The organism is Salinibacterium sp. M195 (assembly GCF_019443965.1).
Taxonomy (GTDB): domain Bacteria; phylum Actinomycetota; class Actinomycetes; order Actinomycetales; family Microbacteriaceae; genus Rhodoglobus.
Genome location: NZ_CP040814.1, coordinates 1,372,901 through 1,394,074, shown reverse-complemented (window position 1 = coordinate 1,394,074; position 21,174 = coordinate 1,372,901). Strand labels below are relative to the sequence as shown.

The window sequence follows — 21,174 nt, the reverse complement described above, 5'->3', positions numbered from 1 at the left end:
CGACGCACCCTCCCGCTCGGCTTAGAGCGGTCGGGAATCGGCCGCGGCCAGGACTGCTCCTGACGCGGTCGATTTGCGTATCCGCTTCACGGCTAATACCGAGAGCGCAACGCTCACGACCGCAAGGGCGAGCAAGGCGATCGCCGCGGTGATCGCAGGCTGAGCGTTCCCGCCAGACAGAATCACGTACATGCCCTCGACCGCGTACGTCAGCGGCAGGAATGGACTCACCATCTGGAACGGCGCCGCCAGCGTTTCTATCGGATAGATCCCGCCAGTCGAGGTGAGCTGAATCGCCAACAGGAAAAGTGAAATCACTAGTCCCCCTCGCCCAAGCGCCGCCGTCAAGAAGTAATGGAATGCGGCGAACGAGATCGCCGTCAGCAAAGCGAATCCCGCCGTAGCCGGCAATAACGCCCAACTAACCCCAACGCCGGCATGCAGAAGGATGACAAGTAGAACCGCTTGAACTGCGGTCAGCAGCGATGCTCGCACCAGCGTCGATGCAACAATTCGTGCATCCGTCGCCGTGGATGACAACGAGCGGAACGACGGCAGACTCAGAACCAAGAAGACCGCGAGCGCCCCTAGCCAGAGTCCGAGCGGAATAAAGAATGTGGCAATCGCCTGAGCCGGTTCGCTCACTTCGTTATCGGTGCTCACCGACAGCGTCACCGGCTCGGCCACGATGTCGGCGTTAGCGCTGGCACCATCTGCATCGCTCGTCGGCACCAGTGCGGCACCGTCGGTAAGCCCCGTCGCCAACTCAGCGGCACCGGCCGAAATGCCGTTCGCACCAGAGGTGAGAGCGGCCGACCCCGAGGACAGCTGGGAGGCGCCCTGAGCGCTCTGAGAGATTCCGTACTGAATACCGCCAACAGCGTCAGCAGTCTGAGAGGTGAGCGTGCCCCCGCCTGCCGCTGCTTGGCCGAGGCCGTCAACGACGGCTTGGAGGGTGCCCTTGAGTTGCGGGTCTGTTAGCTGCGCCTGAATCGCCGGGTTGATGGCGGCCAGAGTCGACGAAAGCTGCGAGATGCTCGAGGTGTACTCCCCCACCCCGGCAGTGAGCCCCGAAAGGCCTCCGGCGCCGTAGCTGAGCTCGTCGAGCCCAGAGGCGAGCGAATCAACGCCCGCCGTATAGGTCGTGAGACCACCGGAGAAATCTTGGGCACCATCCGACAGTTCCGATGCGCCAGCTGCGGCGTCGGAGAGTGCGCCGCCCAGCTCGCCGAAGCTGGCGTAAATGCCATCAATATATTGCGACGTGATGGCGCGACCAAAGGTGTCCGTCATCGATTGTCCGACTACCTGGGCGACCGAGCCAGTGAGGTAACTGTGTGAGTCATCCGTGCGGATTGAAATCTGTGCCTGTGCTGGGGCGTCGGTGGAGAGCGACAGAATCGACTCTGAGAACTCGTGCGGCACGGTCAGGATCGCATAGACATCTCCCCGGTCGAGTGCCGCTTCGGCATCATCCGAATTGGTGATCGTCCAGTCGAAGCCGTCAGCACCGGTTAGCTCTGTTACCAGTTGGCGGCCGGCAAAGATGATCTGCTCTTCGCCGTCGAGGTCTGTGGTGGTCTGAATTTCATCGTTGTTGACGAGAGCGACCGGGATGTTGTCGATGGCGCTATCGCCAGTCCCCACCGCCGCAACGAACAATCCGGTGAAGGCTAGAGGAATCAGCGCAACAGCGACGAAACCGAGAGTGGTCAGCCACCGCTTCTGAGGCAGGGCCGAAGGGTATGAAGCGCTCATCGAAGAAGTCCTTCCGGGGCGACGAGGTAAAGGTCTACAAGCATCACTGGGCGTTCTCCGCGATCGATCGAACTGGCGACGGTCACGGGCGAACCTGTACCGACGATGATGGTTGTTGTCGCATCCGCAAGTCGACCGACGGCGGTCAGAAAAGCAACCTCGTCTTCTTCAGAAGCGAACTGATCGAAGCGATCGAAAAACACAATCCTGGTGCCTTCGGCGAGCGCGATAGCCGCTAGAGCGACAGCACGTTCCAGTTGAGGCAGCGCACTGATGTTCGTTGTTTCCGTCAGCCGTACCGTGCGGCGCGCTGTTACTTCGGAAAGCACGTGATCTGCCTGGTGAATCCAGTCACGCACTCGTGCCGAAGTGCGCAGACTACTGCGCACCGGTTGCGTCATCTCAAGGCGTTCTCGCAGGATTGCCCCCATGGATGCCGGGCCGTCGCTATATGGCGACCCGCCTATCTCGGCAAGCGCCACCGCCTTATTCACGTGGGCTGCGTGTGAGGGAAGGGGGAACCCGGCAACCTGCACCTTGCCCGAAACCGGTGGCAGCACCCCGATGAGGGTCGCGCCCATTATGCGACGGTCGCGACGCTCGCCAGAAGCGAGCACCAACGCTCCGGAAGGAATCGCGAGGGAAATCGGGGCGAGGGAATACTCCGAATCTCCAACAACCAAGTATTCAGAACTCATTGAGAACTCGGGCTGAGTTTCGGCCCACTCGAGCTCGTGGCGGTGTTCGCGCAACTGCTCGCCCTCGATGTCTACGTTGGGGAGCAGGCGACTCAGCCACGCCGGAAGCCACCATGCTGCATTGCCAAAGAGAGCCATCAGGGCTGGCACTAGCGTCATCCGCACCAAGAATGCGTCAAAAGCGATACCGACTGCGAGGCCAAGGGCGATGGGTTTGATCGTTCCGCTGCCCTCGGGCACGAAGGCGAAAAACACAAAGAACATGATGAGAGCAGCCGCAGTGACGACACGCGCGCTGCTCGCAAAACCGTGACGCACCGAGGAGGCAGCATCACGTGTTTTTACGAATTCTTCGCGCATGCCAGAAACCAAGAAGACTTCGTAGTCCATCGCGAGGCCGAAGAGCACCGCCATCAGCAGAATCGGCATGAAGCTCAGAATCGGGCCCGGATTCTCCACACCAATGATGTCGCCGAACCACCCCCACTGAAACACTGCAACGACCACGCCGAATGACGCCACAACAGAGAGCAAGAAGCCTGCCGCGGCCTTCAGCGGAACAAGAACCGACCGGAAGACCATCATGAGCAACAGAATCGACAGCCCAACAACGATCACGCCGAACGGCACCAGAGCGTTGCTCAGTCGGTTCGAGATATCGATGCCCACCGCCGTAGTTCCGGTGACGAATGCTTGGATGTCGTACTTGCGTTCAATCTCAGGAGCGAGATCACGGATGGTTTGCACCAGCGCTTTGGTGTCTTCGGAGTCTGGTGCACTCGTCGGGGTGACCTGAATGATCGCCGTGTCGAGCCCGTCATCAGGGAACCCTTGTGAAACGAAGTCAACGTCGTCAAGTTCCGCAAGGTCAGCGGCGATCGACTCGAGGTCATCCTGAATGTCGATGGTTTGCGTGATGTCGAGAGCGACGACAAGCGGCCCGTTGTAGCCGGGGCCGAATCCTTTATTGACAAGATCGTAGGCTTCGCGCTGAGTAGAACCAGCGGGCTCAGAACCGCCGTCGGGGAGACTCAACTGAAGGCTCGCTGCGGGAATCGCGAGCGTGCCCAGAACGGCAACGACCGCAATGGTCGCAAGCCAGGGGTGTCTGGTAACTCCCCGTACCCAGCGGGCACCCATCGTCTTGCTCTCATTGCCGTGCACGGTGAAACGACGGTGAGTGCGCGATCCAGGCTTCGGGATCAGTCGCGATCCGGCTAAGCCGAGAAGGGCCGGCAGCAGGGTGGTAGCGACACCCATCGCAATAAAGACCGCGACCGCAGCACCGATACCCATCACGCTCAAGAAAGGAATCCCGACAACGAGCAAGCCGAGCAGCGCAATAATCACAGTGACTCCGGCGAAAACGACGGCACTTCCGGCCGTGCCAACCGCCATCGCCGCTGACTCCTCAGGCTCCTCCCCTTGAGCCAGCTGCGCTCGATGCCTCGACACGATAAACAGCGCGTAGTCGATTCCGACGGCAAGGCCAATCATGAGTGCGAGCAGCGGAGCAGAACTCGAGACCGTCGTAAATGCTGAGAGCGTCGTGATGAGCCCCATTACGATTCCGACGCCCAGCAATGCGCTCAGGAGCGGCATTCCGGCGGCGAGCAACGAACCGAAAGTGATCACGAGCACGAGGGCGGCAAAGACGACGCCGACAACTTCAGTGACGGTGATGCCAAAGGAGGTGTCTTGAAATACTTGGCCACCGAACTCGACCCGCAGGCCCGCATCCTCGCCAATCGCCGCCGTCGCAACGAGGTCTTCGAGAGTCGCCTCGGTGACGTCGGTTCCGACACCATCAAATTGCACACGGATGATCGCCATGCTGTGGTCATCCGAAATCGCTTTGCCCGCGAACTCGCTGAAAGGGCTCACCGCAGAGTCGATGCCGCTGATGCGATCGATGGCCGAGGTGATGCGCTCGATTGTTGCTTCGGAATCTTCGACCCGCGATCCGTCTTCGTCGACGATGACCGCCGTCGCTGCCGCGCCCGCTTCTGAAGGAAAGACTGCTTCGAGTCTGTCAAGCGCAGTTTGCGACTCCGTGCCCGGGATCTCGAACGACTCTTGAGTCTCGCCACCGAGGGCGATGCCGGCTCCGAGCGTTCCGCCAACAAGGAGGATCCAGACGATGAGCACGCGCCATGAATGGCGAAACGAGAATCGTCCGAGCCGATAGAGAAGGATTGCCACGGATGCTCCGGTTCTTGGGGTGTGCGCTGGTGAAGATCGTTTAGCGCGGGAAAGTTAGTCGTTGTTGATGGGAGCGAGAAGCTCGCTCATGATCGTGATGAGGGCGTGTTTGGTGTCGTCGTTGGATTCGAGCGGCAGCGCGAGATTGTCTGAAGTGCACAACATGTATGCCGAACCACCGAGAGCAATTCCGAACCGCATCTTGTCGTGTGGGTGTGCTGTGGCTGAGGAGAAGAATTGCGCAAGGGTGCGCACGATCGTGTTGGCACGTTCGATCACGGTCAGCTCGCGCAATGATGGCCCTTGGTTAATGAACAGGTGCACTTCTTGGCGAAAGTCAAAGATAAAGTCGACGAACTGTTCCAGAAAGATGAAACGGTACTCGGGAGAAAGTCCACGTGCTTCAAGCTCCGCCACGAGCTCCTCTAGGCGCTCAATTGCTGGCATTACAGCGGCTTCAAGCAGTGCCTCTTTTGACGCGAAATGGTAGAGCACGCTTGATTTCGACAGCCCTGCAAGCTCACCAATCCGCTGAATCGAGGTTGCCGTATAGCCGGCGGCGGCGAATTCGACGAGCGCAACTCGCTGGAGTTCTTCATGACTGGACACCACGGGAGTCTAGCTGACCGATCGGTCAGACTGATCATGTGGTCACGCTTCACAGCGCATCTTCAGCACACGCGCTCCTCGCTGGCAGCAATCCGTCTGGCACGCTAGCCTTAACGCACCGATCGCTGCACAACCCACGGAGGCATAATGCGCAAGTACCTGTTCAACGGCAGTCTCCTCAGCGCGATCGCCGGTGGTTGGAGCATCTTTCAAACCACGAAAGAGGGCCCCCGCGACTGGCGTCTCATCCTCATGTGGATCAGCTGGGGACTCACCATCGCTATCGCTGCCGGCACCATCGCCAAACAAGCCCAAGACTCCTACGACCTCGAAGAATAACGGGCCGTCACACGCGCTCGAGGTGAGTTGAACCTGCGGGCTTAGCCGACGAGATCCAAGCGTTTCGCGCGATAGCGAGCGGCAGCCTCGACAACGCCCTCAAAGAGACGAAGGTCCTGCTTGGCGTCCTCTTCGGGGTGCCACTGCACCGCAACCCCAAAGTCGACGCTCGGCAATTCGACGGCCTGAATGACGCCATCGTCTCCGCGACCAGAAACGATGAGACCGTCAGCGAGACGGTCAATCGCCTGATGGTGGTACGACTTCACCGCAATGCTGTCGTCACCACCCAGGAGCGCAGAAAGCGTGGTGTCGCGCTCAACCTCGACTTCGTTGACCAAGAAAGTCCCTCCCCCGGCGCTGTAGCGAGTGGAACCGATCACATCGGGGAGATGCTGAATGATGGTTCCCCCGAGTGTCACGTTGAGCATTTGGGCGCCGCGGCAGATCCCGAGGAAGGGAACGTTCGCCTCGATGGCAGCCTGCAAGAGAGCGTCTTCGAACGCGTCACGATCCTTGCGCGGCACATCAGCTGTCGGATGCGCTTCCTGGCCATATCGCGCCGAGTCAACGTCTTTGCCGCCCGTCAAAATCAACCCGTCAAGACCGTGGACGATCGAGGCAGCGATCTCGGAATCTACCGGCTGCGGCGGCAACAGAACGGCGATGCCACCGGCATCCGTCACTGCTTCAAAATAGATCTTGGGAAGGAATGACGCGGGAAGATCCCAGACGCCGGTTTGGGCCTGCTCGAGATATGACGTGAGCCCGATTACTGGCCGCGAACTGGTGCCCATGCGACTCCTCTCCCTCGAAGAACTAAAACGTTTGTGGCCAAAGGATATCGTCTAACGGCTGGCAAAGTCCGCTTCCTGAGAGTGGTTCTCAGGAATCTGCGTTATTTTTGGTTACTTACTCGCCCGTCTAACCGCATCGAAGCGGTTTCGGCCAGTGTGCTGCGGTTCGCACCAATTCGGCTTCCCCCCGTCGCTCAAACGTATCTGAGCGTGAAGTCTCCCGAGATTGATCGTCGTTTCTCAGCCAATACACCCTGCCCCAAACCAAGGAACGCTGTTGAAACGACTAATTACTATGCTCGCCATCGGGGCGCTCCTCATCGGCGGCACCGTACCCGCAGCAATAATTGCGCCCGCCAACGACTCGGTGCTTGTCGCTGAAGCCGCCCCTCCTGCCGCCAACACGTTAGCGGCCACCGGCGCAGCTCCCGACGACAACGTTCAGACTTTCGCGTCACCCGCAAACGGTGCCGCCGCTCCCATCGTTCGCGACTCCTACGATGTCGAACAGGTACAGCAGCAGGTAACCGTCACGGCCGCCGGCATCAGCGGTCTCCTCGAGCTGTTCCCGGCTGACGGGCCGATCAATGACGGTTTCGGCTACCGCGGTAGCGAGTTCCACGGCGGGATTGACATCATGGCCGCTGAGGGTTCCTCGATCATCGCGGCTTCACCCGGCACCGTTGAGAGCGTTACCGATGGTGGCGGATGGGGCCGTCACGTCATCATCGATCACGGCAATGGCATTAAGACGCTCTACGCCCACATGATCGAAGGCTCGCAGCTCGTCTCCGCCGGACAATGGGTTACCGCAGGCACCCCACTCGGCTCCGTCGGAAGCACGGGTTACTCAACGGTCCCGCACCTCCACTTTGAGGTCTACGTCTTCGAGACGCGCGTCGACCCCATGCCGTGGTTGCCGTAAGCCAGACAGCTTCTGGTCAACCTTCGTGCGCCACAACTCGCCAGTGGCTCGCTGAGCTTTTAGCTCACTTCAGCGTGAGCGCGACGTCGCACAGCGATCGCAGCCGCACCGAGCAGAATCATGCCCGCGGGCAGCAACCACCAGACCGGGGCAACTCCCTCGTCGCCCGTGTACGCGAGCGTCGGCGCTTCGAGAGCAAGTGTTGGCAGGTCGCCGGATGCGGTGGCCAGCCCGTGAGAACCGACCTCGGCGCACTCTCCGTCATCAGGAATCACGAACCCAAATGCGGGCGGATCGACCCACGCGAACTCCAGCCCATTCGGCTGGACAGCCTGAGCTGTCACCGCCACAACGCCGGATGCATCAACCGGGTACGTTCCCGCGAGCACCCCTGAGACGCCGTTCACCGTGAAGGTGATGAGGGCAGGATCGAAACCGGGGGCAACGCCGAGGGAGTAGCTACCCGCGACGCGACAACTGGATTGAGCGAAAGTAACGGCGGGCATCACCAGTTCAGAGGTCTCTGCCTCCCCTGGCACCACGTCGTCATCCACCGTCTCTGCGGGAAAAGCACAGAGAGCCACATCGTCGTCAGCGACGATGAAAGACGGGTGACTGGCATTGAGCTCGCGTGCCGTGGCGAAGTCTGCTGTTCTGCTGACATCCTTACCGAGATCATCGAGGATGAGATTCGCTGGCTGTGGACCGTCATGCAGAACGTATCCGGTTGGCGAATTATCGCGCGAAGTGAACTGGCAAACCCAGACCATTTTCACGACGAAATGGCTGCTGATTTCAGGAGCCCGTGATGAGGCTGCGGCATCGGACGAGTTCTCAGGCACAGCAATTTCGTCAGCAAAGGTGGGAGCAGCTACTCCGAGGAGCGCACCGCTCGTGAGAGCAACACAGGCAATACCTACCAGCAACTTCTTCATCAACACGATGGGCAGCTTTCTTCAGGGACGACACTCGCGGCGCTTCGGGACGCAGCCAGATCGTCGTGACTGGCGTTCGGGCACAGTCGCGGGTACGAGCGCGTGTGTAGTTTCGGGGGGCACGGCGCGCTGCGGGGTGAGATTCGGGGTTCACCTTCTTTAGCACTCTCGGGGTGACCGCCTGCGATGCGGTCTAGTACTGCCCACAAAGTACCATGCCCCCCGTCAAGGGGACAAGAGACGATTCTGGGTCGGTTCATCACCGCGCTTTCCGACGCGCATGGCGCCGCTAGCATTCCCGCCGCTTCGTCGAGTACCGTCACTCGCTAGCATCGGAATGTGCTGCTCACTCGACTCGACGACGTCGGCGTCACCGTTCTGATCGCAAGCTAGTGCCTGTGGACCGAAACAACCGGCGTCAGTACGGTGTCGATACGCTCAACGGCGTGTCATTTTTCCCGAACAATTGGTTACGTTGGATTGACGATTTTTGGTCGTCACCTTTCGCAGATTTCTTGACCACTCCACGCGATGCAATCCCTGCTGCGATCGCGGCAGTAGCGCTCCTCTTCGGCGTTATTGCACTGGTGCGTTCGGTCGCTCTCGCTCCCAAACCTGACATGCGCCTGACGGTGTATTCATTGGTCGATACTAAATCTGGCACGCCAGACGGCGGTGTTCCCCAATATTTGTTGAACGTGAGTGTGCTGAATCGAGGTGAAGGCCTCGCCCTCGATGTGGTGGCGACCGTCAAACCGAGATCGAGAAAACGCTCGACCCACGAGCTGGGATCCATCACCACCGACGAGACCAAACGTCACCAATTTGAGTTCCGCAACACCGACCAGCAACCCACCGGAAAGGTCATTGTTAGGTGGAAAAACGGGAAGCGTCGCGGGCTACGCAGTAGGTACAGCTTCTAGTCTGAAACTAAATTGGCGACGGGCTGCTGGGTTGATTTCGATCGCCGCTCTCATGTTGGTCATCTGCGCCGGCGTGACCGCCGAGTCCGTGATCGAGCCCAATCTATGCGGCCGAGACTGAACAGCTCTGCACAGTTCTGAACAGTGTCCACAGCGACTGCCGAGGATTAGGACACCACGGAAAACAACCTGAACACGAACTTCAGGGGCAATTTGCCGAGGACCTTCGCACCCATGGCACGCAAGAGGGTCACACCGACGCTGAGAAGCCAGCAGCGGACGCAGTAGATGCCATTTGGCGGATTGGCGGCACTGAGGGGGTCGAAGCCCGAGAAGCCCGCAGGAGCGCCGCTGACTACATCGCCGACATCCTGGTCACTGACTTCGAGCTGTTGCTCGCTGACGCAGAAGTTCGCATCGAAGCCGAGCACGATCATCTCGTCCGCCACTGGTGAAACGAAAGATGAGTCTCCCTGCACGGGCAACGAGCCCGGCGCACAGCAGAAAATAAAATGGCCCCGGATTCAGGGAGTACCTGACACGGGGCCATTTCGTTGGTGCACCTCCCCGGACTTGAACCGGGAACCCACTGATTAAGAGTCAGTTGCTCTGCCAATTGAGCTAGAGGTGCTTGGCTTGGTTTTCCCTCTCAGGGCAACCGAGGAACAACGTTACCATGAGTTAAAGCGACTAAGGAGCACAATGACCACGGAATCCACTCGACTTGCCTCAGGCACCCCCGCACCCGGCTTTTCTCTGCCTGATCACGACGGAAATCTGGTGACATTGGGCGATTTTTCTGGCAAGAAAGTGATCCTGTATTTCTACCCAGCAGCGATGACTCCCGGATGCACGACGCAAGCCTGCGACTTCCGCGATCAGCTTGGGTCCCTGCAGTCAGAGGGCTATGTCGTGCTCGGTGTTTCGCGCGATACTCCCGAGAAGCTCACCAAGTTTCGCGAGGAGGAAGCACTCACTTTTCCCCTGCTCAGCGACCCCGACCACACAGTGCACGAAGCGTATGGAGCTTGGGGCGAAAAAAACCTCTACGGTAAGCAGGTTGTTGGCGTCATCCGCTCGACTTTCGTCATCGATGAAACCGGCACGATCACTCTTCCCCTGTACGCCGTCAAAGCCACCGGTCACGTCGCCTCACTGCGCAAAAAACTGGGGCTCGACTAACCTTCGCGTCGCGTGGTTGCGGCCAGTACCGGTTTCGTAAACAACAGGGCGAGCACGACGATCGCCGGGATCAGTAGAAGCCAGCCGATATCGGGGCGCGCAAAAACGCCTTGGAAGCTACCGATCGCCACTGAGATCTGCAGCACCTGCCACACTACGGCTGCCCCACGAATCCACGCCTGACTCCGCAGAACATTGACACCGATCGTGGCTACCCACACGGCCGCGAGCGCCGTCAGAACGCTCAATGCAATCGCGCTGGGATAGGACTGCGGAGTCTCGCTGCTCAATTCGAATATCAGGTAGCCAAGAGCGGCAAAGAGCACGGCGCTTTCGAGAAAAATTATGAGAGCAAGAACAACCAGATTGGGATGCATCTTTCTCGGTTTTTCATCTGGGACAAGTTCGTCTACCATTCGCTCCCCGTTAAATCGCTGAAAAACCATTGCTTTGCATAGGCCGATATGCGATTCTAGTTGAGGTTGATTTCTGGCTCCCAGTGTTGCGAGCGAGGCCCACTTTCTTTCTCAAGCTCGACGCCGATCAGGGCATATTTTTTGTGCGCTCGAGCATCGCAACACACTGTAAGGAGCAACACTATGGACTGGCGCGATAACGCTGCATGCCTCACTGCTGACCCGGAGCTTTTCTTTCCGGTAGGAAACACCGGTCCGGCTGTTGACCAGATTGAAAAAGCAAAAGCCGTCTGCGGCCGCTGCTCAGTAACCGAAATGTGCCTCCAGTACGCACTCGAGACCAACCAGGACTCCGGCGTCTGGGGTGGCCTCAGCGAAGACGAGCGCCGCGCCCTCAAGCGTCGCGCAGCACGTGCACGCCGCGCGTCTTAAGACCGCAAAACTTTAGGCCCCTGACGGAGCTTGGGCTCTGACGGAGCTTTGACTCTGGCTGGGCTTTGACTCTGGCTGGGCTTCGGCGCTGTTTGGGCCTTGCCCTAGTCACGCCGAGCCTCGGCCGCGGCCCAGCCCTAATCAGGCGACAGCCTCGAACGAGCGCTACAGCATAACGACGCGTGAGCTTTCACTAGCTCTGCGTCGTAGCTTTTTGTGCTACTTAGCGCGGGTGAGCCAGGTCAGCGGAATATCGATAGTCACTTCGGTGCCACTGCCCATCAGCGTGTGCCAGTCGATGGTTCCACTCAACTCGCCTTGGATGAGGGTTCGCACGATCTGCGTGCCAAGCCCCTCTCCCACTCGCCCTTCAGCAAGTCCGACACCGTTGTCTCGAACTTGAACGGTCAGCTTCTCCGCGGTGCGTCGAGCATCGATCTCGACCGTTCCATCCGCACGCCCAGCTAGCCCGTGCTCAACCGCGTTTGTCACCAATTCGGTCAGAGCCAGTGCCAGCGGGGTTGCGTATTCGCTCGGAAGTGCGCCGAAACTCCCGACGGATGTCGGGTGCACCGTGGTGTTGTGACTCGATGCGACCTCGGCGATCAGTTTCAGCACACGGTCGAACACCACGTCGAAGTCGACGTTCTGATTGAGGCCCTCCGAGAGGGTGTCGTGTACAACCGCAATTGCGGCCACGCGTCGCATTGCTTGCCCGAGAGCTTCACGTGCGACCTCGCTGTGAGTTCTCCGGGCCTGAATCCTGAGCAGTGACGCAACGGTCTGCAAGTTGTTCTTCACCCGATGGTGAATTTCACGGATGGTTGCATCTTTCGTGATGAGCTCTCGCTCCTGGTGGCGAACCTCAGTGACATCGCGGCACAGCACGATCGCACCGACACGTTCACCGCGGTCGCGAATCGGGATCGCGCGCAACGACACCGTCACCCCGCGCGCTTCAATATCGGTGCGCCACGGCGCCCGACCGGTCACGACTAGCGGAAGCGATTCATCGACTTCTGGCTGGCCGGCAATAAGCGTTGTGGTGACGTCGGCGAGAGATTCCGCCTCCAGCTCCCCCGAGAAGCCAATGCGGTTGAACGCAGACAGCGCATTCGGGCTGGCAAAAGTGACGAGACCATCGACATCCAAGCGAATGAGACCATCGGATGCTCGGGGCGCGCCACGTCGCGGTGCTGCTGGCGCTCCCATGTCAGGAAAATCGCCAACCGCGATCATCGCAAAGAGATCATTAGCGCACCCGTTGAAGGTGAGCTCCTGCCGGGACGGCGTGCGAGCATCACCTAAGTTTGTGTGACGAGTGATCACGGCGATGGGCGTTTCGGTTGTCGCGTTGCCACCACTGCTGAGCCGACGCATCACCGGGACAGCACGCACTCTGGTGGGGGTTTCTTCGTACCACGCCGGTGCCGCAGTATCAACGATGCGCGCTGTCTCGAACGCCTCAGTAACCTGAGCCTGCCACTCGGGTTTGACCTGTTGGCCAACAAAGTCGCGATAGAAGAGCGTCGCGGAGCTGCTGGGGCGCGCGTGGGCAACTGCCACAAAGAGGTTGTCATCGCTTGGCACCCACAACACGATGTCGGCAAAAGCGAGGTCAGCGAGCAGCTGCCAATCTCCAACGAGCATGTGCAGCCATTCGATATCTGCCTCGCTTGAACGGCCCTGCTCTTGAACTAGATCACTGAGTGTCGACACCCCTCCAGATTACCTGCGCGCCAGCATCCTGCCGAACAGAGGGCGGCGAGGCTCGTGTTCAGCAATTTGCGGCGCGAGACGAGAGGTGACCAGGTCGCGCAATGCGACTCGTGCTGGCGAACGAGGTGCCGCGTCGACCAATGTTTTGCCACTCAGCACAGCGCCGTCGAAGCCGACAAGGTCGTGCGGAACGAGAATCGGATGCTCGATTCCTCCGAACCGCGACAGCGTGCGAGTTATTTGGCCGTGGGGGTTCATCCCGCTCGCGGTCGACCGCACTTTATTCATCACTACACTCACGCTGCGGGTGGAAACCGTCTCGAGCAGATCAACGTGAGCCCGCAAGAAACGCGAAAGCCCTACGGGGTCGGCGCCGCCGACGGCGATCACATGGTCGGCAGCACGCACCGCAGTAACAGCAGCGGCGTTGCGGCGCGGTGCAAAGAGATCGCTGGTGATTTCTTCATCATTTTCGAGACTCGAACTGGTATCGAGCACCGTGTAGTCAACCCATTGTCGACACTGCGCGATCGCCGTGCCGACTTTCTCAGCAGACAATTCGGGCCAGCGGCTAGGTCGCCCGATCCCCGTCAGCACCCAGAACCCGCCGACCGGTGATTCATATCGTTGACCGATACGTGTCAGTTCTTCAGTCGTCAGGGTGTCAGTTCCGGCGAGACGGCATGCTGCAGCAAAGCCGGGAGCCTCGTCGAGCATTCCGAGAGTTGGCGCCACCGACGCCCCGTGAGTATCGACGTCGGCAAGGGCGACGCTATGACCGAGCGCTGCCAACTCGGCGGCGATAGCGATAGCGATAGACGTTCGACCAGGTGCGCCGCCCGGGCCCCAAACCGCGATTACTTGGCCGCGGGTGCCGCGCGTTAGAGATTCTGGCTCGGCATTCGTCTGCGAGTGAGCAAGCACGGCATCCACAGCTGACCAGCCACTGGTTGCCTCCACAATGTCATAGAGCCCAAGGTCGCTCGCGTAGCGCTGCTCGCGCTCGCTGCTGGCAACCGCAATGAGTTTCACTCCGGCCTGGTCACAGGCCGCAATGAGACGATCGGTGAGATAGCGCGACTCTGAAGCGACGAGCGCGACATCCGCCTCAGCGCCCGCGATGCGAGACGCAAGCTCTGGCGCACTCACCGCGCGCACGACAATTTCGTGACCGTGCTGCACAGCATCGAAGGCAAACTGGTCTTCAAGATTCACTGGCATGGCCAGCGCGAAGGTGACCATCTCAGCCCTTCGCCGGAAGATTTGCGGGAATCACCGAGAGCACATCGCCATTAGCCATCGCCTCAAGCAATCGGGCAACGCGCGAACGCGGCACGAGCAGTTCGAGAGCGCTCCCCCGCGCCGAAGCGACCAGCGAGTCATCGTCAACAAGGCGCACTACAATCGCTCCCGCAACGATGACGCTCGGGGCTCCGAAGTTGCCATCTTCTGTCTCGGCGCTTGCCCAGACATCCACGGATGCCCCGGAGGCGACCGTTTCGGCGAGACCACCTTGGGGAGAAAGCACAACGGAAGTCAACGAGAGCCCCTCGTGGCTGCCGAGCGACGACACCGGAATGAGCTCTCCTTCTGCAATAGGCCGAGTGGCAATAAAACCGGCGGCAGGCAGGTCTCCGCGGGCAATGTAGAACTCACTCGATTCATTGAGTTTCACGCTGCGCATGACAAGATCGCTGCTCAGTACGCGGTCGCCTGGCGTCAGCGGTGACGCCGCGGCATAGACATCTATCGAGTCGTCTGCTGTAGCCACAAGCGAAACAACACCAACCACCGATGCCACCACGAGCACGACGCCGATGGACAGTCGGGGGTCGAGAGCGAACGCTCGCGCACGGGCTTGGGACTGAGTGCGACCGGAACTACGGTTCACAGCAGGCGTTCCACGGGTCGGGTGAAGTTCATTGCACCATCGTTCGTTACTGCCCTGAAGTGGCGCGAGAGTTATCCACATCAGCCCCATTCTCAGGCGAGCAAGGGGATAATCGAATCATGAACGCGACCAACCCAGCAGACGGCCTTGGGCGATTCCTCACCCTAGCCGACACTGCCGAAGTGCTCAGCGTCTCACCAAACGAAGTCCTCGATTTGGTGCGCTCGGGCGAACTTCCCGCGATCAAAGTCGGAAGTAAAGGCCACTGGCGCATCGAGAATAGTGTGCTCGAGTCATACATCGAAGCATTGTACGAAGAAACCCGTCGCATGAGTCTGTGGAACCAATCTGACATTTCCACCGTCACCGAAGTGAACTTCGGCGGGAAACGCACGCGTTAGAGCCTCCGGCGTCCTAGCCGCACTTTCGGGATCCAGACTCCGCAACGACGTCATCGGGCCGGTTCGCCGAGCTTACGGCCGCACCAACACCAGGCTCGAGAACGGCACCAGCCGGTACTCAGTGACGGCGGACTCACGACGCGCAGCCCCGCGCTCGTGAACAGCGATATCCACGTGATCTCGACCAACGCGGTCAATGGTTCCATGTACGTCGCCGGCCATCAGCAGCAAGGACACGGCTCGTCGACGTCGACACAAATCACGCAAAACGTAACTCAAGCTCAATCGCTGCGACAGGCTCGGATGACCACTCGACGGCACCGTCGCAAGGCTCGGCGTGATGTGCCCTGCCCCCAAGGAGATCCCCGCCAACGCCGCGAAGGGAATGATGCATTGCGCCGGACGACCACTGTCATCGACGAGGTCTGCCGACATCCAGTCTCGGCCGATTATTGCCGGCCTGATGATGACCTTCGTGCCCGTAACCAGCAGAACGGACAGAGTGAGCGGCGACTGTTCTGAACTGCGGGCATGCAGCGCGACGATGCGATCGCGAAGACTCAGTCGGCCAAGTCGAAGACGCTCTTCCTCGGCGTCGACCTCAAGATCATCAGCAGTGATTTCGCTCTCAAGCTGACTCTCAAGGTCGTCAAAGAGTTTGTCCCAGCGCATGGGGCGACGGTACTGGCGAGCTAACAGAGCCCAACAATGTTATCCACAATTGAAAATTAGTCATAGACAATTGGTCTAAGTACTGGTTGAGTGTGGTCTACCCCCGTATGGGGGTATACATCGCCGTCTTGACCTTTTACCCGGGAGATCATGAGTACCGAGCCGCTCCGAAAGCCCCTGCCGACTGCAGAAATTGCCCCGCAGCAGCGACAGCGCACTGGCACACTTCCTTCGAAAATCATCCGCCCGCGCTTCGTCCCCGACGAGTTCTTCGGACATCAGCCAACCCCGAGCGCTGAGCTACCCGATCCCGCACCCCTGGTAGAGAACCTCACCCGCTGCGTAATTGAAGTCCTGGCCGGCGCCCGCGATCTCGAACAAATTGCTCGGTGGGTTACCGACGATGTTTACCGCCACTTGCTCAAGCGCACAGTGTTGTCAGCCCGTGCACGCAGCGCGAAAGGGCAGTCCGTCACACGGCCGAGCTTCACCATGGGTTCGATCCGGTTGTGCGAACCACGGGATGGCGCTGTCGAAGCTGTGGTCATCGTGCGCGGGCGAGCACGAACTCGAGCGGTGGCCCTTCGACTCGAAGGTCTCGACAAACGGTGGCGAGCTACGGCAATCAATGTTCTTTAGGCACCGAATCCAGCGAGGCAACAGTCCTTGTAAGCCGTAGCCCGTCCGCGGCATCATCCCGACACCACCAAGGTGCTTGCGCGACGCTGCCCCGGCTTAACGACGTATGCCCCCATCGACCGAGCGATGGGGGCATACGTCGTTTTCGAGTTCTCGCTACTTCTTGCGCTTCTCCTGCGCGCGACGCTGTGAACGGTTGAGAGGAGCCTCGGGCGCTTCGCCCTCTGCTCGCTGCCCAAATGCTCCGCGCTCGCTCGCCTGAGGCTGCTGAGCTGGTTGCGGCTGCTGCGGCGCAGTCTGCTGAGACTGTCGCTGCTGAGCACGCGCGGTAGCCGCGCGTTCAACCTGACCACGTTCGTTGCGAACCTCAACTTCACCGGCAGCGTCGGCACTTGGCGCCGAATAGCTCAGTGCTGCGGTCGGTGCAGTTCCCGCTTCCAAGCCCCGCGCCTGCACGGTCGTGGCCTCGCCACCACCGCTAACTTCGACATCAAGGTTGAACAGGAAGCCAACGGACTCTTCCCGAATCTGACCCATCATCGTCTGGAAGAGGGCGAAGCCTTCTCGCTGGTACTCGATGAGCGGATCGCGCTGGGCCATTGCCCGCAGGCCGATTCCGTCTTTGAGGTAGTCCATCTCGTAAAGATGGTCCCTCCAACGACGGTCAATAACGCTGAGAACAACGCGGCGCTCGAGCTCACGCATCGCGGTTTCACCTAGCTGCTGCTCGCGACGCTCGTAGGCAATCTCGGCATCAGAACTAATTTCGGCTGCAATGAACGCGCTCGTCAGCTTGCCGCGTGAACCACCCTCAGTGAGCACTTCGTCGACGGAGATCCCGATGGGGTACATCGTTTTGAGTTCGGTCCAGAGAGCGTCGAATTCCCAATCCTCAGAATGACCCTCTGCGGTGTGAACATTGACGACTTCTGTCACGACGTCCTTCAAGAAGTGTTGAACACGATCCTTCAAGTCGTCGCCCTCGAGGATGTGACGGCGGTCGCTGTAGATCGCCTCACGCTGGCGGTTCAAGACGTCGTCGTACTTGAGGACATTCTTGCGAATTTCCGCGTTACGCGACTCCACTTGCGACTGAGCACTGCGGATGGCGCGGCTCACGACCTTGGATTCAATCGCCAAGTCATCGGGAACTGTCGAACGCCCCATTAGGGCTTCGGCTGCACCGCTGTTGAACAGGCGCATCAAGTCATCCTGAAGCGACAGGTAGAAACGACTCTCGCCAGGGTCACCCTGTCGACCGGAACGTCCTCGCAGCTGGTTGTCGATTCGGCGCGATTCGTGACGCTCAGTGCCGAGAACGTAAAGGCCGCCGACGTCGACTACCTTTCTCGCTTCCTTTTCGACCTCAGATTTGACGTTCGCGAAGACGTCATCCCAAGCTGCTTCGTAGTCATCAGGAGTCTCCGTGGGGTTGAGGCCACGAGTGTTCATCTCAGCGACGGCCAAGAATTCGGCGTTTCCGCCGAGCATGACGTCTGTTCCACGGCCAGCCATGTTGGTGGCGACGGTAACGGAACCAAGCCGCCCAGCTTGAGCGACGATTGCCGCTTCGCGAGCGTGGTTCTTAGCATTCAAAACTTCGTGCTTGACGCCCTTCTTGGCAAGCATCCGCGAAAGCAATTCGCTCTTCTCGACGCTTGTTGTTCCCACAAGAACTGGCTGACCTAGCTCGTGCCGCTTAGCGATGTCCGCAACAACCTGTTCGAACTTTGACTGCTCGTTCTTGTAAATAAGGTCAGCCTGGTCGATGCGCTGCATCGGCTTGTTCGTAGGGATAGCCACCACACCGAGTTTGTAGGTGGACATGAACTCGGCAGCCTCGGTTTCAGCCGTACCCGTCATTCCTGAAAGCCTGTTGTAGAGGCGGAAGTAGTTCTGAAGCGTGACGGTGGCGAGAGTCTGGTTCTCCGCCTTGACGGCGACGCCCTCTTTGGCCTCAATCGCTTGGTGAATTCCCTCGTTGTAGCGACGACCTTGAAGGATGCGACCAGTGTGCTCATCGACGATCAGCACCTCGCCGTTCATCACGACGTAATCCTTGTCCTTCTTGAATAGGGCGCGAGCCTTGATCGAGTTGTTCAAGAATGAAATCAACGGCGTGTTCGCCGACTCGTACAGGTTGTCGATGCCGAGGTAGTCCTCAACCTTTTCGATACCAGGCTCAAGCACACCGACGGTGCGCTTCTTCTCGTCAACTTCGAAGTCAACCTCCGGGACGAGCTTCTTGGAAAGATTGGCAAACTCAGTGAACCAACGGTTCGCTTCACCAGACGACGGGCCGGAAATAATCAACGGGGTGCGAGCCTCATCGATCAAGATCGAGTCGACTTCGTCAACCACCGCAAAGTAATGACCGCGCTGCACCATATCGCTGGCCTGCCACGCCATGTTGTCGCGGAGGTAGTCAAAACCGAACTCGTTATTGGTGCCGTACGTGACGTCGGCGGCATACTGTTCGCGGCGCTCGGGCGGAGTCTGACCGGACACGATACATCCGGTGGTCATCCCGAGAGCACGGAAGACGCGCCCCATAAGCTCTGATTGATAACTCGCCAAGTAGTCGTTGACGGTAATAACGTGCACACCTTGAGCGGCAATCGCATTGAGGTAGGCGGGCAACGTGGCGACAAGGGTCTTGCCCTCGCCGGTTTTCATCTCAGCGATATTGCCAAGATGGAGGGCCGCACCGCCCATGACCTGAACGTTGAAGTGGCGCATGCCCAGCGTGCGGCTCGCCGCTTCGCGCACTGCGGCAAATGCCTCTGGGAGCAGATCGTCAAGCGACTCGCCCGCCGCGTAACGTTCACGCAGTTCAGTGGTCTCGTTCTTGAGCTCGTCGTCAGTCAAAGACTTGAAGTCTTCTTCTAGCTGATCGACTGCGTGCGCATAGTTCTTCAGACGTCGAAGAAGTCGCCCCTCGCCCACACGAAGTGCGCGTTCCAAAAGATTCGCCACCGAATACTCCCATTTCTTGTCGGACGGGTCCGACACTGGTCTTGCACGACGAAGCGCGACTAGTGGACGCTACGTCACGGTAACGCGGTGCATGCATTCAGCGCACAGCCGCGTTACCGGTTCGTAATCGTATCAAGTTCAGACCAAAAACTTGGTGTGCTTAGCCGTTGGCGACCTTGCGCTTGCGCGAACGGCCACCATCCGCGGCCTCATCGGCTTCCTCTTCAAGCGCAATAACACCGTAATCCCAGCCTTTGCGGCGGTAAACGACGCTGGGTCGATCGGTCTGACTGTCCACAAAGAGGAAGAAGTCGTGACCTACCAACTCCATGTGATCCAGTGCCTCTTCGACCGTCATGTGGCTCGACGGAAAGACCTTGCGCCGAATTACGACGGGCGAATAGTCCTCGTCGCCTGGTTCAGGCTCGACATTTTGAGCGGGAACCGAACCCGTTGCGACACTTTCAATCACTTCAGGACTAGCCGGGGTGATATCTACAACAGCAAAACCACCAGCACTGGCCTCACGCAATGAGGTCGGGCGGTGATTGCCCCGGTGAACTTTCTTGCGGTCGCGGGATTGGCGAATGCGCTCAATGAGCTTTGACATTGCCAGATCGAATGCAACATATTTATCCGAACCAGCAGATTCCGCTCGTACAAGCGGTCCTGGTCCGATCAACGTCAACTCAACACGATCGTCTCCACTAGACCCTTTGGTTTCGTGGTGGCGGCTTACCTTGATCTCGAAGGCGATTGCCTTGTCGGCCAGGTGAGCGACCTTCTCAGACTTTTCGATCGCATACTCACGGAAACGATCCGTGACTCCTACATTTCGTCCGTTGACGGTGATTTCCACGGCGACCTCCTAGCCATCATGCGCGGCCGCCCCGTGAGGCAGCTTTTATTGTGCGCCCTTTTCCTTACCGTAGCCCTCGCCGCTGGCATTGTCACGAGACGCTCCGGTTCTCGGAGTGAACCCGATGGTTGCAGCCGCAATCACGACCCCTCCGGCCGCGGAAATCGCCCGCAGTGCCTCGTCGATCGTTGCCCCAGTCGTCAACACGTCGTCGACGACAATGAACCTTTCGCCTCCAAGCCTGCGTGTCGCGACGAAGGCGCCCTGCACGTTCGTGGCGCGTTCGAGAGCGCTAAGCGACTTCTGACTCGTGGTTGCCTTCGTCACGCGAAGCACCGGACTGTGTCGGATGCTGGCCGCTCGAAGCACGAGTGACATCGGGTGATAGCCGCGCAACCGAAACGCTCGTTTGCTGCTCGGAACCGCCACGATCTGAACTGTGCTCTGAGCGCTTTCGCCGCCAGCCATCTCCCCGATAGCTCTCAACAATGCGGGCAGGAGCACCTGAGACAATGCCCGAGCCTGATCGGTGCGATGGTTGTTTTTGAAGGCAAGCAATACTCGACGCACCGGGCCTTCGTAGCGGAGGGCGGCATAAACGCGCACGTGCCGCGGAGTGGAATGAACCGTGGGTGCCGCGACAAGATTGCGAGCGCACTCGCCGCACAGCGCTCGATCGAGTGCGTGGCACCCGGCGCACTCAACCGGCATGACCACGGCCAACGCATCACGGATTGCATCACGCACGAGCGCCAGAAACCGCGCGACGCCGCCGTTATTGATAGGGGGAGGAACTGTCAT

The 21,174-nt window shown here is 59.5% G+C and carries 21 protein-coding genes and 1 tRNA gene; 7 read left to right on the top strand and 15 right to left on the bottom strand.

All coding sequences use genetic code 11. From position 1 onward, the window contains the following. Positions 1-21 precede the first annotated feature (21 nt). Genes FFT87_RS06655 through FFT87_RS06645 form a run of 3 tightly spaced genes read right to left on the bottom strand, consistent with a single transcriptional unit; the run spans position 22 to position 5,267 of the window. Positions 22-1,758 carry a YhgE/Pip family protein gene (locus FFT87_RS06655; protein WP_219950523.1) on the bottom strand — a complete coding sequence of 579 codons (1,737 nt, stop codon included), beginning with the start codon at positions 1,756-1,758 and terminating at the stop codon, positions 22-24. Beyond that, entirely contained in the window at positions 1,755-4,658 is a 2,904-nt protein-coding gene (locus FFT87_RS06650; protein ID WP_219950522.1) for an MMPL family transporter, read from the bottom strand. Before FFT87_RS06650 ends, FFT87_RS06655 begins: the two co-directional genes overlap by 4 nt. Before the next feature lie 54 nt (positions 4,659-4,712). Next, entirely contained in the window at positions 4,713-5,267 is a 555-nt protein-coding gene (locus FFT87_RS06645) for a TetR/AcrR family transcriptional regulator (protein ID WP_219950521.1), read from the bottom strand. A 147-nt stretch (positions 5,268-5,414) separates the two neighbouring features. On the opposite strand from FFT87_RS06645, the gene FFT87_RS06640 reads away from it, so the two are divergent. Beyond that, positions 5,415-5,606 carry a hypothetical protein gene (locus tag FFT87_RS06640; protein ID WP_219950520.1) on the top strand — a complete coding sequence of 64 codons (192 nt, stop codon included), beginning with the start codon at positions 5,415-5,417 and terminating at the stop codon, positions 5,604-5,606. A gap of 41 nt (positions 5,607-5,647) precedes the next feature. Here FFT87_RS06640 and FFT87_RS06635 read toward each other — a convergent pair whose 3' ends face one another. Continuing rightward, the gene (locus tag FFT87_RS06635; RefSeq protein WP_219950519.1) at positions 5,648-6,403 is read right to left on the bottom strand and encodes a gamma-glutamyl-gamma-aminobutyrate hydrolase family protein; all 756 of its coding nucleotides are present in this window, start codon (positions 6,401-6,403) and stop codon (positions 5,648-5,650) included. 277 nt (positions 6,404-6,680) lie between these two features. Between FFT87_RS06635 and FFT87_RS06630 the strand changes: the two genes are divergently transcribed. Beyond that, positions 6,681-7,328: a M23 family metallopeptidase gene (locus tag FFT87_RS06630; protein ID WP_255560102.1), complete on the top strand. Its 648-nt coding sequence runs from the start codon at positions 6,681-6,683 to the stop codon at positions 7,326-7,328. Between the two features lie 59 nt (positions 7,329-7,387). On the opposite strand, the gene FFT87_RS06625 is transcribed toward FFT87_RS06630, so the two are convergent. Continuing rightward, positions 7,388-8,269, bottom strand: coding sequence for a hypothetical protein (locus FFT87_RS06625; RefSeq protein WP_219950518.1), 882 nt, complete (start codon positions 8,267-8,269; stop codon positions 7,388-7,390). 509 nt (positions 8,270-8,778) lie between these two features. On the opposite strand from FFT87_RS06625, the gene FFT87_RS06620 reads away from it, so the two are divergent. Continuing rightward, positions 8,779-9,186, top strand: a complete 408-nt coding sequence (locus tag FFT87_RS06620; RefSeq protein WP_219950517.1) for a DUF1573 domain-containing protein — start codon at positions 8,779-8,781, stop codon at positions 9,184-9,186. Positions 9,187-9,353: 167 nt separating this feature from the next. Here the strand turns inward: FFT87_RS06620 and FFT87_RS06615 are convergent, their stop codons facing one another. Together FFT87_RS06615 and FFT87_RS06610 are read right to left on the bottom strand one after the other, a co-directional pair. Then, the gene (locus FFT87_RS06615) at positions 9,354-9,635 is read right to left on the bottom strand and encodes a hypothetical protein (protein ID WP_219950516.1); all 282 of its coding nucleotides are present in this window, start codon (positions 9,633-9,635) and stop codon (positions 9,354-9,356) included. Between the two features lie 106 nt (positions 9,636-9,741). Next, positions 9,742-9,817, bottom strand: a tRNA-Lys gene (locus FFT87_RS06610). Positions 9,818-9,888: 71 nt separating this feature from the next. Between FFT87_RS06610 and bcp the strand changes: the two genes are divergently transcribed. Further along, a complete protein-coding gene (gene bcp, locus FFT87_RS06605; RefSeq protein ID WP_219950515.1) occupies positions 9,889-10,368 on the top strand; it encodes a thioredoxin-dependent thiol peroxidase in 480 nt (159 codons plus the stop codon). Here the strand turns inward: bcp and FFT87_RS06600 are convergent. After that, positions 10,365-10,745, bottom strand: coding sequence for a hypothetical protein (locus tag FFT87_RS06600; protein WP_255560101.1), 381 nt, complete (start codon positions 10,743-10,745; stop codon positions 10,365-10,367). The two genes, bcp and FFT87_RS06600, sit on opposite strands and share 4 nt — an antisense overlap. Before the next feature lie 222 nt (positions 10,746-10,967). Between FFT87_RS06600 and FFT87_RS06595 the strand changes: the two genes are divergently transcribed. After that, positions 10,968-11,216, top strand: coding sequence for a WhiB family transcriptional regulator (locus tag FFT87_RS06595; protein WP_009772809.1), 249 nt, complete (start codon positions 10,968-10,970; stop codon positions 11,214-11,216). A gap of 219 nt (positions 11,217-11,435) precedes the next feature. Here the strand turns inward: FFT87_RS06595 and FFT87_RS06590 are convergent, their stop codons facing one another. From FFT87_RS06590 to FFT87_RS06580, 3 genes are read right to left on the bottom strand one after another with little or no spacing between them, the layout of a single operon-like run. Next, the gene (locus FFT87_RS06590) at positions 11,436-12,935 is read right to left on the bottom strand and encodes a sensor histidine kinase (protein ID WP_219950513.1); all 1,500 of its coding nucleotides are present in this window, start codon (positions 12,933-12,935) and stop codon (positions 11,436-11,438) included. 9 nt (positions 12,936-12,944) lie between these two features. Then, positions 12,945-14,177, bottom strand: a complete 1,233-nt coding sequence (locus tag FFT87_RS06585) for a regulator (RefSeq protein ID WP_219950512.1) — start codon at positions 14,175-14,177, stop codon at positions 12,945-12,947. A 1-nt stretch (position 14,178) separates the two neighbouring features. Beyond that, entirely contained in the window at positions 14,179-14,826 is a 648-nt protein-coding gene (locus FFT87_RS06580; RefSeq protein WP_255560100.1) for a hypothetical protein, read from the bottom strand. A 119-nt stretch (positions 14,827-14,945) separates the two neighbouring features. On the opposite strand from FFT87_RS06580, the gene FFT87_RS06575 reads away from it, so the two are divergent. Next, positions 14,946-15,227: a helix-turn-helix domain-containing protein gene (locus FFT87_RS06575; RefSeq protein WP_219950510.1), complete on the top strand. Its 282-nt coding sequence runs from the start codon at positions 14,946-14,948 to the stop codon at positions 15,225-15,227. Positions 15,228-15,299: 72 nt separating this feature from the next. Here FFT87_RS06575 and FFT87_RS06570 read toward each other — a convergent pair whose 3' ends face one another. Continuing rightward, a complete protein-coding gene (locus tag FFT87_RS06570) occupies positions 15,300-15,899 on the bottom strand; it encodes a hypothetical protein (protein WP_219950509.1) in 600 nt (199 codons plus the stop codon). A 150-nt stretch (positions 15,900-16,049) separates the two neighbouring features. Between FFT87_RS06570 and FFT87_RS06565 the strand changes: the two genes are divergently transcribed. Further along, positions 16,050-16,538: an Rv3235 family protein gene (locus FFT87_RS06565; RefSeq protein WP_219950508.1), complete on the top strand. Its 489-nt coding sequence runs from the start codon at positions 16,050-16,052 to the stop codon at positions 16,536-16,538. Between the two features lie 156 nt (positions 16,539-16,694). Here FFT87_RS06565 and secA read toward each other — a convergent pair whose 3' ends face one another. The 3 genes from secA to FFT87_RS06550 all read right to left on the bottom strand — a co-directional run bounded on the left by secA (position 16,695) and on the right by FFT87_RS06550 (position 21,174). Further along, positions 16,695-19,514: a preprotein translocase subunit SecA gene (gene secA / locus FFT87_RS06560; RefSeq protein WP_219950738.1), complete on the bottom strand. Its 2,820-nt coding sequence runs from the start codon at positions 19,512-19,514 to the stop codon at positions 16,695-16,697. Positions 19,515-19,674: 160 nt separating this feature from the next. After that, positions 19,675-20,373: a ribosome hibernation-promoting factor, HPF/YfiA family gene (gene hpf, locus FFT87_RS06555; protein WP_219950507.1), complete on the bottom strand. Its 699-nt coding sequence runs from the start codon at positions 20,371-20,373 to the stop codon at positions 19,675-19,677. A 45-nt stretch (positions 20,374-20,418) separates the two neighbouring features. Continuing rightward, positions 20,419-21,174 (bottom strand): ComF family protein, encoded by a 756-nt coding sequence (locus FFT87_RS06550; protein WP_219950506.1) that lies wholly within the window; start codon positions 21,172-21,174, stop codon positions 20,419-20,421.

Bases quoted from the DNA above. Each gene is read 5' to 3' on its own strand.
- FFT87_RS06635 (WP_219950519.1), bottom strand. From the start codon at position 6,403: ATGGGCACCAGTTCGCGGCCAGTAATCGGGCTCACGTCATATCTCGAG.
- bcp (WP_219950515.1), top strand. From the start codon at position 9,889: ATGACCACGGAATCCACTCGACTTGCCTCAGGCACCCCCGCACCCGGC.
- FFT87_RS06595 (WP_009772809.1), top strand. From the start codon at position 10,968: ATGGACTGGCGCGATAACGCTGCATGCCTCACTGCTGACCCGGAGCTT.
- FFT87_RS06655 (WP_219950523.1), bottom strand. From the start codon at position 1,758: ATGAGCGCTTCATACCCTTCGGCCCTGCCTCAGAAGCGGTGGCTGACC.
- FFT87_RS06550 (WP_219950506.1), bottom strand. From the start codon at position 21,174: ATGACAGTTCCTCCCCCTATCAATAACGGCGGCGTCGCGCGGTTTCTG.
- FFT87_RS06585 (WP_219950512.1), bottom strand. From the start codon at position 14,177: ATGGTCACCTTCGCGCTGGCCATGCCAGTGAATCTTGAAGACCAGTTT.
- FFT87_RS06600 (WP_255560101.1), bottom strand. From the start codon at position 10,745: ATGCATCCCAATCTGGTTGTTCTTGCTCTCATAATTTTTCTCGAAAGC.
- FFT87_RS06640 (WP_219950520.1), top strand. From the start codon at position 5,415: ATGCGCAAGTACCTGTTCAACGGCAGTCTCCTCAGCGCGATCGCCGGT.
- FFT87_RS06570 (WP_219950509.1), bottom strand. From the start codon at position 15,899: ATGCGCTGGGACAAACTCTTTGACGACCTTGAGAGTCAGCTTGAGAGC.
- FFT87_RS06575 (WP_219950510.1), top strand. From the start codon at position 14,946: ATGAACGCGACCAACCCAGCAGACGGCCTTGGGCGATTCCTCACCCTA.
- FFT87_RS06565 (WP_219950508.1), top strand. From the start codon at position 16,050: ATGAGTACCGAGCCGCTCCGAAAGCCCCTGCCGACTGCAGAAATTGCC.